The sequence below is a fragment of the Amycolatopsis nigrescens CSC17Ta-90 genome (assembly GCF_000384315.1).
Lineage (GTDB): Bacteria > Actinomycetota > Actinomycetes > Mycobacteriales > Pseudonocardiaceae > Amycolatopsis > Amycolatopsis nigrescens.
Window position 1 is genome coordinate 7,869,802 of the sequence record NZ_ARVW01000001.1, and the last position, 11,729, is coordinate 7,881,530.

Sequence of the window (11,729 nt, forward strand, 5' to 3'; positions counted from 1 at the left end):
AACGGTTCGGGGTGGTCCCGTGGGGGCCGGCTTTTGGTAGGAAGAGCGACACCCGACGAGGAGACCCCGAAGGAACCGCCCCTTGAGCCAGCGCGTAGCCGCTCCACCGGAACTGATCCTGGACGAACCGACGAGGCAGCTGTGCGACGCCATCGCACGTGGTGGCCTCGCCTCGGTACGCCTCGCGGTGGTGGCACCCGGTGAATACGGCAAGACCGCACTCCTCGACCACCTCGCCGCTGCCCATGCCGGCGAGGGGCCGCCGGTGCTCCGGTTCGGCCAGCCCGGTTCGGAGCGGATCGACGAGCCCGCCGTGGTGCTGGTGGACGACGCGCACGCGCTCGGCGACGCCGCGCTGGGCGAGCTGATCCGGCTGGCCGGCGACGACCGGTTCGGGCTGGTGGTCACCGCCCGGCCGCGGCCTCGGCCCGCCCTGCTCGGCGAGTTGCTCGGCCGGCTTCGGGGGCAGATCGTGCTGCGCCGGTTCGACCAGGCGCAGATCGAGGAGTACCTGGCCGCGGCCGGGCGACTGCCCGTCGGGACCGCCGAGTTCGTGCGCGCGCAGACCGGCGGGGTACCTGGCCTCGTGCACCGGGTGGTGAGTGCGCTGGGGGACCGGCTGGAGCCGCCCGCTGCCGCGCTCGCCGGCCTCGGCCAGGAGCTGGACCGGGTCGAGCCGGACACCCTCCGCTTCCTGCTCGCCGCCGAGGCCGGTGCCGCGATGGACGTGGAGCTGGTGGGGGCACTGCTCGAACGACGGCCGGACGACCTGGGCGAGGTGATCGACGCGGCGCGTGCGACCGGGCTGTTCGGGCCGGACGGCACCCTGCTGCCACTCGGTGGTGCGGCGCTCCGCTCGTTGGTACCGGCCGAGCGACGGGCCGCGTTGCGCGGCCGGCTGGCCGAGCTCCGGCTCGCGGGCGGTGGCCCGGTGCTGGACCTGGTCCGGCCGTGGCTGGACCTCGGGCTCGGCGGGGCGAGTGCCGGCCGGGCGTTCGAGGCGGCCGCGAAGGAGGCGCTGCCGACGGATCCGGCGCTGGCCGCGCGGCTGTTCGACGCGGCGGTGTCGGCTGGGATTCCGGTGACCGCGCTCGGCGCGCGCTGGGCCGAGGCCGCCGCCCTCTCCGGTGACCTCGACACCGCGCTGCGGGTGGCCGACCAGGTGATCGCCACGGCCGAGGCGCCCGACCGCGCCGGTGCCGCCAGGGTCGCGGCCACCGCGCTGGCTCATCGCGGCCAGCTGGCCCGCAGCGCGGAGCTGCACCAGTGGTCCGGAGGCGCGCGTTCGCGGGCATTCGCGGCGATCGGCCTGGTCGGCACCGGGCGGCTCGACGAGGCGGCCCTGGTGCTGGACAAATCCACTGTGGACACCGAGCGCGAACCACCGACCCTGCTTTCCGGTGCCCTCTCCGCCGCCGCGCGCGGGGTATTGGAATCGGTCACCGGCGAACCGACCAGCGCACTGTCCACTTTGGTCAGCTCGGCCGAGATGCTGGAACCGGTCGGCCGGTGCACCCTGCTGCCGGACAGTCCCGCGGCGCTGGCCGCGCTGGTCGCCCTGCACGGCGGCGAACTCGCGGTCGCGGAGCCGCTGCTGGAACGCGCGGTCCAGAGCCGGACCGGTACTGGGTCACTGGTCGCCAGGCACCGGCTGCTGCTGGCCTGGATCGCCATGGTCCGGGGTGAGACGGCGCTGGCCGGTGCGCGGCTGGCCGCGGCGGGGCCGGAGCTGGAGCCGAGGGAGTGGCTGTTCTCGGTGGCGCTGGAGGTGGGACTTGCCCGCCGCACCAGCGACCTGCCCGCGCTGCGCCGGATCTGGGGGCAGGCCTGCGAGGCGGTGATCCGGCACCGGGTCGATCTGTTCAGCATCCTCGCGTTCGGCGAGTTCGCGGTCGCCGCGGCCAGGCTCGGTGACCGCGACCGGCTCGCTCCGCATCTGGCGCAGGCAGGGGAACTGCTGCACGCGCTGGGCGACCCGCCGCTGTGGGCCACCCCGCTGCACTGGAGCGGCCTGCACGCGGCGATCATCGCCGAGCAGACCGCGGAGGCCGGGCGGCATGCGGCCACGCTGGCGGCCAACGCCGCCGCCGGTGGCTACTACGCGGTGATGTCGGCCGCCGCGGGCTGCTGGCTGAAGGTGCTCGCCGGCGAGGTGGACCCTGGCGAGGTGGAGTCCGCCGCGCGCGGCCTGCACGGTGCCGGGCTGTGCTGGGACGGCGCCCGGCTGGCCGGGCAGGCGGCGATCCGCACCTCGGACCGCAAGGCGATGATGGCCCTGCTGGACTGTGCCCGGCTGCTGCAGGGATCTCCCGCGCCCGAGCGCGCGAAGGTGGACGATGCGCCCGGCGCGGTCCCGCTCAGCGAGCGCGAGCGCCAGGTCGCGCGGCTGGTGCTGGACGGCCTGACCTACAAGCAGGTCGGTGCGCGGCTGTTCATCTCGGCGAAGACCGTGGAGCACCACATGGCCAGGATGCGCCAGCGGCTCGGCGCCACCGGCCGGAGCGAACTGCTTTCCCGGCTGCGGGCCCTGCTCGGTGCGTGACCTACTCCTGGACTGGCTGGCCGGTCACGTCTTCCGGCCGCAGCAGGGCGGTACCGGCGGTCTCGCGAAGGGAGAGCGCGGCGGCAAGGCCGAGCACGGCGGCGGCCATCAGGTAGGGGCCGGGCACCAGGGTGCTGCCGGTGGCCGAGATCAGCACGGTCATCAGGTAGGGCACGGTGCCGGCGAAGATCGCGGCCGTGAAGCTGTAGGCGATGGACAGGCCGCCCTGACGGGTGCGGGTGGGGAAGATCTCGGCCGACCACACCGCGTAGGTGCCCAGGATGGCGGCGAGGACGACGCCGAGCACGAGCGCGGCGATCCAGGTGCCGGCGAGCCCGGTGCGCATCAGCAGGAACGCGGGTGTCGCCAGCACCAGGAGTGCGACCCCGGCCCCGACCAGTACCGGCTTGCGGCCCACCCGGTCGGACAGCCTGCCGAAGGCGGGCACCAGCACCAGCCCGGCCAGCGAGACCACTGTGGACAGCAGTGCCGCGCTGCCGGCGGAGTGGCCGAGGTAGTCGGTCTGGTAGGTGACCAGGTAGGTCAGCACCAGGTAGAACGGCACGTGCATCATCGTCATCAGGCCCGCGGCCTGTAGCAGCTGCTTCCTGTTGTGGCGGAACAGCTCGCGAACCGGGCTGCGCGGGAGGTTGTCGGTGGCCTCCAGCGCCCGGTACTCCGGCGTGTCCTCGATCTTGTTCCGGATGACGAAGCCGATCACGCCGAGCGGCGCGGCGATCAGGAACGGGATCCGCCATCCCCACGAGGTCAGCTGTGCCTCGCTGAGCCCGACCGACAGCAGGAGGAACACGAACGAACCGGCCAGGAAACCCAGCAGCGAGCCGACTTCCAGCCAGCTCACCCCGAAGCCGCGGCGACGGCGAGGTGCGTACTCGGCGAGGAAGCTGGCGGCGCTGCCGAACTCGCCGCCCGCCGCGAAGCCCTGGAGCAGGCGCAGCAGCACCAGCAGCAGCGGCGCCGCGATCCCGATGGTGGAGTAGCCGGGCAGCAGGCCGATCACCAGGGTGGCGCCCGACATCAGGAAGATGACGATGGACAGCGTCCGCTTGCGGCCGATCCGGTCGCCGAGCGGGCCGAACACGAGCGCGCCGATGGGCCGGATACCGAACGAGACCGCGAACACCCCGAAAACCGCGAGCAGGCCGGCGGTGCTGTTCTCGGCGGGGAAGAACACCGTGGCGAGGGTGCTGGCCAGGTAGGCGTAGGCCGCCCAGTCGAACCAGTGCACGAAGACGCCGACCGCGCCGGCGGCCACGCTCCGGCGCAGGCTCGCCGGGTCGATGCGCGGCTCGGGTACCTCGGTGGCGGGCGGTGGCGGCGGTGAAAGGCGGGACATCGTTGTCCTCCCGGGTTGGGCTGGTCGGCGGGGTCAGAACGAGAGCGTGAGGCGGTCTCCCGGGTGCGCGGACAGGCCGGTCAGGCGCGCGGAGGTTGGTGCTACGACGGCGAAATGGGTGGCCGATCTTCCGCGGGCGGTGACGGTCACCCGGTACCGGCCGGGGCGCGGCCAGGCCGCGGCGGGGGAGGGCAGGACGTGCTCCCCGCCGGTCGCGGTGACCGGCACCCGGTGGCGGCGGCCGAGCAGTCGGCACGCCTGCTCGGTGCGGCCCGCGGCGATCTCGCGCCGGATCCGGGTGGACGAGACGCGTGCGCCGTCGAGGAGCACGGTGTCCACTGTGGTCACATCCGCGTTGTGGCGGTGCAGCCGTGCGGCCAGGGTGTGCGGGTCCCCGGCGGCGCGGGCGCCGTAGCGGAAGTCGGGTCCGGTCGTCACCGACCTGGCCCGCAGGCGGCCGGCCAGTATCTCGTCGGCGAACCGCTCGGCCGAGGTGCCGAGCATTTCGGCGGTCACCGGGAGGGCCAGCACGAACCGCATACCGTGCTGGTGCAGCAGCCGCGCCTTGTCGTCGAGCTCGGTCAGCACGGCGGGCACCCGCTCCGGTGCGATCAGGTGCAGCGGGTGGCGCGCGAACGTGACCGCACCCGCCGGCACGCCGAGGGCGGCGGCCCGCTCGCGGGCGTCCGCCAGCAGGCTCTGGTGTCCGCAGTGGACTCCGTCGAACTGGCCGATGGTCAGCACGGTGGGGCCGAGGCCGTCCGGGATCTGGTCCAGGTCGGTCCACAGCACCGGCCAGGCGGCCGCGTCCACGGTGGCGAGCGATCGGGTCACGACCCGGCCTCCCGCCGCTCGGCCGCCCGGTCCGCGCCGGTCCAAGCCAGCGCCACCGCGCCGTCCAGCAGGGCCCGTTCGGCGGTGCCGCCGACGCAGAACGCGGCGAACTCGCGCTGGTGATTGGTGGCGGGCAGCGAGCCGATGCCGATGTACGGATGGATCGCCGGGACCACCTGGGAGACGTTCCCCATGTCGGTGGAGGCGCGGTTCATCTTCGCCGCGGCCCCGGCCGGGGCGAACTCCCGGCCGAGTTCCCGCGCGTTCGCCCGGTAGGCCGCGAGTGCCGTCTCGTCGGCGCGGAACTCGGCGTAGGGCTTGCTCTCCGGCTCGATCTCCAGGTCGCAGCCGGTGGCCAGCGCGCCGGCCTCGAAGGCTCGGAGCACCCGCGGTTCGAGCGCCGCCAGCTCGGCCAGCGTCTCGGCCCGCACGTACCAGCGTCCGGACGCGTGCTCCGGAATCGCGTTCGGCGCGTCCCCCGCCTTGGTCACCACGCCGTGCACCCGCGCCGACGAGGGCAGCTGCTGGCGCAGCAGGCCGATCGCGACCTGGGCGACGGTGAACGCGTCGGCCGCGTTGATCCCGGCCTCCGGGTACGCCGCGGCGTGCGCGGAGCGGCCGGTGTAGGAGATCTTCGAGTGGCTGACCGCGAACGGCCGTGCCTCCGCGACGTCCACCGGTGCCGGGTGCACCATCATCGCGAGGTCCGCGCCGGTGAACGCGCCCCGGTCGAGCAGTTCGATCTTGCCGCCGCCGCCCTCCTCGGCCGGGGTGCCGTAGACCTCCACGGTCAGCCCGGCGTCGTCCGCGATGGCGGCGAGGCCGAGTGCGGCACCGATCGAGCTGGCCGCGATCAGGTTGTGCCCGCAGGCGTGGCCGAGCCCGGGCAGCGCGTCGTACTCGGCGCACAACGCGATCCGGGTCGGCCCGCTGCCGGCACTGGCCAGGAACGCCGTCTCCAGGCCGAGGTAGGACGAGGTCATCGCGAACCCGGCCCGATCCAGCAACTCGGGCACCGCGGCCGCGGCCCGATATTCCTCCCATGCCGTCTCCGGGTTTGCGTGCAGGCGCTCGGACAGCCGGACCAGTTCGCCGGCGTGCCGGTCGATTTCCGCGCGTGCGACCTGCTTCAGCGAGGTCATCACAGGTCACCGGGTACGCCGTAGGACGGCGCCGCCGCCGGGTTGAGTCCGCGGTTGACGTAGTCGTCGCGCTGGGGCAGCCACACGTCGAGCAGGTCGCCGAGCCGGTCGATCGGCTCGTCGGCCCAGTCCACCCGCAGGTCGGTCACCCGCCATTCGACCTCGGCCACGACCACCAGCCCGGCCGAGTGCACCGGCCCCTCTTCGCCGCCCGCGGCGACGGCCGCCTTGAGCGCGGCCAGCATGCGTTCCTCGAGCTGGCCGGTCGCCGACGAGAACGCCTCGACGAGCACTTCGGGAATGTGCCGGCCGGCCAGCATGTTGCCGGCCGCCACCACGCCGTCTGCGGTGGCCGCCCCGTTCGTGCCCAGGGTGCGGCCGCCGCTGTAGGCGAAGCCGGGGCCGGTGCGGCCGAGCACGGTCAGCTGCCGGTATTCGATGTCGGGCGCGGAACCGACCACATCGGACAGTGCGCGCTCGGCGTCGCGGTGCTCGGTGAGCCGGTCCAGCAGCCGGGTGCCGAGCCGCGGGTCGGTGATGTTCTGCGAGGTCGCGGCGCCGACGCCGGGGCGCAGGTGCGCCACCCTGGCCGCGACGGCGGGACTCGACGAACTGGCCGCGATGCCGAACCGCTCGCCGTCGCGGGCCACCAGGGAGAAGGTCACCGTTCCTCCTCGGGGATCACCGCGATCGCGTCGATCTCGCACAGCCATTCGGGCCTGGCCAGGCCGGAGACCACCAGTCCGGTGGAGATGGGGTGCACGCCCTTGGTCCAGCGGCCGACGGTGCGGTACACGGCTTCGCGATAGCGGGGGTCGACCAGGTAGATGGTCAGCTTGACCAGGTGCTCGAGCCGGCTCCCGGCCTCTTCGAGCAGCGTCTTGATGTTGGCCATCGCCTGCTCGGCCTGTGCCTCGGCGTCGCCGATGCCCACCGACTCGCTGGTGTCGAGGTCCTGGCCGATCTGGCCGCGGACGTAGACCGTGCCGCCCGCGACGACCGCCTGGCACAGGTCGTTGTCCAGGTTCTGCTCGGGATAGGTGTCGCGGGTGTTGAACGGGCGGATGCGCTTGTGCACGGTCATCAGCGGCGCTCCCCGGCCGGCACGCGGTCGGACAGGCCGGCGGCGTCGCGGACCAGGTCCAGCGGGCCGTTCCAGTCGAAGTTCCGGTACACCGCGGCGAGGTGGGCGAACGGCGGCGACTGGGCGAAGAGCTGGAAGGTGAGCCGGTGCCCGGCGTAGTCCGAGTTGAGCAGGTCGCGGGCGAAGGCGAGCAGCTTGCGCCGGTCGTCGGCGACCCAGTTCTCGTTGATCGAGTAGTACTTCTCCAGCCACGGCGCGATTTCCGGGTTGGCGAAGCTCGCCGCGTCCGGGGTGATGCAGATCTGGCCGCCGCACAGTTCGCGGGCGAGGTGCATCATCTGCGGCAGCTGGGTGGTGGCCAGCACGCGGCCGGTGTAGAGCAGCGACTGCTCGGGCATCAGCAGCCCGCCCGGCGAGGTCGTGCCCATCGCGATCGCCGCGGTGAGGTGCGCGTTGATGCCTTCGCGGTAACAGGCCAGCTGGGCCAGTTTCTCCTGCACCGCCTGCTGCCGTTCGAGCCCGGTCTGCTTCACGTTCCACAGCGCGGCCCCGATCATCAGGTCGGCCAGGCGCAGGTTGCGGTAGGTGAACGGCAGCGCCGAGTAGCGGTGCAGGGTGGCGCGGATGAAGGTGGCGGCCCTGGTGTGCCGGTAGAACAGCACGTCCTCCCATGGAATCTCGACGTCGTCGAAGATCACCAGGGTGTCCACCTCGTCCACCCGGTTGGAGAGCGGATAGTCCTCGGCACCGGCGCGACCGGCGAACCCGGTGCGGCAGATGTACTTCAGGCCCTTGGCGTTCATGTCCAGGATGAACCCGACCGCGTAGTCCGACAGCTCGGCGTCGCCCCAGTTGGCGATGGTCGGCTTGGTGAAGGCCTGGTTGGCGTAGGCGGCCGCGGTCTCGTACTTGGCGCCGCGCACCACGATGCCGGTGTCGGTCTCGCGGACCACGTGCAGCAGCATGTCGGGGTCCTGGTCCTGCGGCCGCTTGGACCGGTCGCCCTTGGGGTCGGTGTTCGCCGAGACGTGGAACGGGTCCTCGGTGACCGCACGCGCGAGGTGGCGGCGGATGTTCGCGGAGAAGCGCGGGTCGACCTCGTCGAGCACGTCCTGGCCGTCGTAGAGCGACCACATCTCGCCGATGGTCTCGTCGCCGACCCTGGTCACCACGCCGCGGGCGGCGTCGAGCACGGTGTCGATGGCGGCCCGCTTGTCGTGCCAGTCCTGCTGGGTCAGCGGCAGCTTGGTGGCGACGCTGTTGCGCTCGCCGGTCTCAGCGTCCACATAGGACATTACGTCTCGGGTCGCCGCCTCGTGCGCCAGGTCGTAGATCCGGGCCCGAATGTCCACGATCGGCGCGAACATCGGGTGGGTGGTGACGTCCTTGACCCGCTCGCCGTTCACCCAGATCTCGCGGTCGGGGGACAGCGACTCCTTGTACTGCCGGCCTGTGCGGATCATGCGGAGGTCTCCTTGTCTTCGGTGCGGCAGGCGGTGCCGCGGTTGTCGGGATGGGCGTCGGGGAAGTCGGGGAACACCGACGGTGGTACCGGATCGGGGGCGGCGTAGGTCCGCCGCGCGTAGACCAGTGGGACGCCGTCCTGCGCGGCGACTTCGCGGACAACGCCGAGGTGCACGAAGTGGGTGCCGGCCGCGATGGTGGAGTGCAGTTCGCAGTCGAAGAAGACGAGCGCGTCGGTCAGCCTGGGGGCGCCGGCGGAGGTGTCCCAGTGCCCGCAGCTGAAGTCCCAGCGGTCCTTGCCTGGCCACGGCCGGCCGGCGAACGTGTCGGCCACGTGGTCGTGCCGGGTCGCCAGCGCGTTCACGGTGAAGCCGCCGGAGAGTTCGATCAGCCTGTTGACCGGGCTGCGGCGGTGCAGGCAGACCAGGAGCATCGGCGGTTCGGCCGAGACCGAGCACATGGCGCTCACCGTCTGGGCGGCCTGTTCCGCGTCGTGCCCGGCCCCGACGACGGTCACCGCGGTGGCCAGCCCGCCCATCGCCGCGGTGAAGGCGGCGGGATCGGCCGAAGATCGGGCCTGCGACATGGTCGGTGTCCCTTCGCTTCGATTCGTGAGCGCGAGCACCGAATCAGCGTGCGGTCGACCGAGGTCATCTGTCTAACGGATGTTTTTGCGCCAATGCATCTGACCTTCAGATCTAGCCTGGTCGGCTGGCATAAAGGCGTTCACACAGCTCCGCGAAGGCCTGCGCGCGCCGGGTGAGGCGGACGCCGCGGATCCAGGCCACCACGATCTCCAGCGGCTCGACCTGATCGCGCAGCATGAGCGGCACCGCCCGCTCGCCCGCGTAGGTCATATCCGCCGGGGGCCGCTGGTTGAGCAGGGCGAACCCGTGACCGTGCGCTACCAGCGCCCGGACCGTTTCGTAGCCGGTGGTGCGGTGCCGCACCTCGGGTTCGACGCCCGCGGCGCGCAGCACGGACTGCAGGTACTCCCGGCTGTGCGGCAGGTCGAGCAGCACCAGGGGCTCGTCGGCGAGCTCGGCCAGCGACACCTGGCCGTCCGGCCGTGCCGCGAGTCGATGCCCGGCGCCCACCAGCGCGTAGGGCGGCGCGGTGTCCACCACCAGCCGGTCGATGTCGTCGTCGAGGTCGTAGCCGTAGAGCAGGGCGACCTCGCACTCACCGGTCCGCAGCGCCGCCTTCAGCGCCGAGTGCTCACCCTCGCGGACGGACACCTGCGCCCTGGGATGCCGGTGTTCGAACTCGGCCAGCAGCCCGGGCAGCCGGAAGGGGGCGAGGGTGGTGAAGCAGCCGACGGTCAGCGGGCCGACCAGTTCGGTCCCGGCCTGGCGGGCGGCCTCCACCAGCTCGGCGCCGTGCGCGAGGAAGCCGAGCACGCGCTGGTGGAAGGCCTGGCCCGCGGTGGTGAGGCTCAGCCCCCGTGCGTGGTGGCGCAGCAGGAGCTGGACGCCGAGCTCCCGCTCCAACTGCGCGATCGCGGTGGACACGGCCGACTGCGACACCACCAGCTCGCGGGCGGCGGCGGTCATGCTCAGATGCCTGGCCGCCGCCTCGAAGTACCGCAGCTGAACCAAGGTGAAGGAAGGCTCGCTCACCGGCGCCATCCTGCCTCGGCCGCTCTGCTCCCGCCACGGCCGGGCCGCTCACCGTTGCGGCGGCGTCGGCTCCTTCGCGTCCATCGGCGGGACCGGTGTGTCGTCCGGGACCGCGGCGTCGGCCTGCCGGTCGCGTCGCTTGCGGAACTGGTAGGCGACCAGGATGAGCACCAGGGTCACCGCGCTGAGCCAGAACTGCGAGCGGCTGGATGGCAGGAACGCCATCGCCAGGATGACCGTCGCCATCAGCGCGATGGTGGCGTAGCTGAGCCACGGGAACAGCCACATCTTCAGCGTCAGCGCGGCCGGGTCCTCGCGGGCGAGCCGTTTGCGCAGCCGCACCTGGGCCAGCGCGATGCTGAGGTAGACGAACAGCGCCACGGCGCCGTAGGAGTTCACCAGGAACTGGAAGATCAGGTCCGGCGAGGTGTACGCGGCGATCACCGAGACGTACCCGGCCAGCGTGCCCGCGATGATGGCGCGCCGCGGCACGCCGCTGCGGGAGAGCCGGGTGAACGCCCGCGGCGCGTCCCCGTGCCGGGTCAGCGCGAACAGCATGCGCGAGGACGTGTACAGCGCGGAGTTCAAACAGGACAGCACGGCGGTCAGCACGATGCCGTTCATGATGGTGGCCACCGCCGGGATTCCGAGCACATCCAGCACGGCCGCGTACGGGCTGACGCCGGTTTCGGGCGAGTTCCACGATTGCACCGCGACCACGATGAAGACGGAGCCGACGTAGAAGAAGACCACCCGGAGGATGATCGACCGCATCGCCTTCGCGATCGCCCTCTTCGGCTCCGCGGACTCGGCGGCGGCGATCGTGACGATCTCGGCGCCGGTGTAGAAACCGATGCAGGGCACCACCGCGGCCAGTACCGCGCCGATCCCGAGCGGGGCGAAGCCGCCGTGCGACACCAGGTTCCCGAGCCCGCCGTGCGCACCGGGCCAGAACCCGCAGAGGTAGAGCGCGCCGAGGACCAGGAACACCACGATGGCGACGACCTTGATCGAGGAGAACCAGTACTCGAACTCGCCGTAGGACCTGGCGGAGACCATATTCGTCGCGGTCAGCACGAGCAGCAGGCCGAGGCTGAGTATCCACAGCGGAACGTCCGGCAGCCACAGCTGCAGGATCCGGCCGCCGGCGACCGCTTCCACGGCCACCACGATGACGAAGAAGTACCAGTACATCCAGCCGACCGCGAAACCGGCGCGGTTGCCGAGCGCCTCCCTCGCGTACACGTAGAACGAGCCCAGTGCCGGCCTGGCGACCGTCATCTCGGCCAGCATGCGCATGATCAGCACGGTGATCAGCCCGGCGATCAAGAAGGAGATCACCGCCGCCGGGCCGGCCGACTGGATGACGACACCGCTGCCGACGAACAGCCCGGCACCGATCACCCCGCCCAGCGCGATCAGGTTCATGTGCCGCTGCTTGAGGCCGGGTTTCAAGCCGCTCGGCGTGGTCTCCTCCGACGCAGAACCCACGTTTCCTCCTTCTGGCGCGGCCGCCCGGTTCGCGGGATCCGGACCGGCGGCGGCGCTCGGGTTTCGCTGTGCTGCTCTGTGTGGTTCCGGTCACCGTAAGAACAACCTGGGCCTGATGCGAGTGCCAGTTTGGTCAGTATGCGAGGGTCCAGTTCGGCGCGCCTGGTGCGACCACATCGCGGGAGTGCTGGCTCCG

The 11,729-nt window shown here is 72.1% G+C and carries 10 protein-coding genes; 1 reads left to right on the top strand and 9 read right to left on the bottom strand.

Going from position 1 to position 11,729, the window contains the following annotated elements:
- The first annotated feature begins 82 nt into the window (after nt 1–82).
- Nucleotides 83–2,542, top strand: coding sequence for a helix-turn-helix transcriptional regulator (locus AMYNI_RS0137225; RefSeq protein WP_020673208.1), 2,460 nt, complete (start codon nt 83–85; stop codon nt 2,540–2,542).
- 1 nt (nt 2,543) lies between these two features.
- Here the strand turns inward: AMYNI_RS0137225 and AMYNI_RS0137230 are convergent, their stop codons facing one another.
- The 9 genes from AMYNI_RS0137230 to AMYNI_RS0137270 all read right to left on the bottom strand — a co-directional run bounded on the left by AMYNI_RS0137230 (nt 2,544) and on the right by AMYNI_RS0137270 (nt 11,470).
- A complete protein-coding gene (locus AMYNI_RS0137230; RefSeq protein ID WP_020673209.1) occupies nt 2,544–3,899 on the bottom strand; it encodes an MFS transporter in 1,356 nt (451 codons plus the stop codon).
- A gap of 33 nt (nt 3,900–3,932) precedes the next feature.
- Nucleotides 3,933–4,733 carry a hypothetical protein gene (locus AMYNI_RS46320; protein ID WP_169515803.1) on the bottom strand — a complete coding sequence of 267 codons (801 nt, stop codon included), beginning with the start codon at nt 4,731–4,733 and terminating at the stop codon, nt 3,933–3,935.
- Nucleotides 4,730–5,875, bottom strand: coding sequence for a M20 family metallopeptidase (locus AMYNI_RS0137240; protein WP_020673211.1), 1,146 nt, complete (start codon nt 5,873–5,875; stop codon nt 4,730–4,732). Before AMYNI_RS0137240 ends, AMYNI_RS46320 begins: the two co-directional genes overlap by 4 nt.
- A complete protein-coding gene (locus tag AMYNI_RS0137245; RefSeq protein ID WP_020673212.1) occupies nt 5,875–6,540 on the bottom strand; it encodes a DUF1028 domain-containing protein in 666 nt (221 codons plus the stop codon). Before AMYNI_RS0137245 ends, AMYNI_RS0137240 begins: the two co-directional genes overlap by 1 nt.
- Entirely contained in the window at nt 6,537–6,959 is a 423-nt protein-coding gene (locus tag AMYNI_RS0137250) for a RidA family protein (RefSeq protein WP_020673213.1), read from the bottom strand. Before AMYNI_RS0137250 ends, AMYNI_RS0137245 begins: the two co-directional genes overlap by 4 nt.
- Nucleotides 6,959–8,422: a 4-hydroxyphenylacetate 3-hydroxylase family protein gene (locus AMYNI_RS0137255; RefSeq protein ID WP_020673214.1), complete on the bottom strand. Its 1,464-nt coding sequence runs from the start codon at nt 8,420–8,422 to the stop codon at nt 6,959–6,961. Before AMYNI_RS0137255 ends, AMYNI_RS0137250 begins: the two co-directional genes overlap by 1 nt.
- A complete protein-coding gene (locus AMYNI_RS0137260) occupies nt 8,419–9,009 on the bottom strand; it encodes a flavin reductase family protein (RefSeq protein ID WP_020673215.1) in 591 nt (196 codons plus the stop codon). Before AMYNI_RS0137260 ends, AMYNI_RS0137255 begins: the two co-directional genes overlap by 4 nt.
- A gap of 112 nt (nt 9,010–9,121) precedes the next feature.
- On the bottom strand, nt 9,122–10,051 hold the full coding sequence (locus AMYNI_RS0137265) for a LysR substrate-binding domain-containing protein (protein WP_020673216.1): 930 nt from the start codon (nt 10,049–10,051) through the stop codon (nt 9,122–9,124).
- Nucleotides 10,052–10,090: 39 nt separating this feature from the next.
- Nucleotides 10,091–11,470 carry an amino acid permease gene (locus AMYNI_RS0137270; protein WP_051116620.1) on the bottom strand — a complete coding sequence of 460 codons (1,380 nt, stop codon included), beginning with the start codon at nt 11,468–11,470 and terminating at the stop codon, nt 10,091–10,093.
- Nucleotides 11,471–11,729 lie beyond the last annotated feature (259 nt).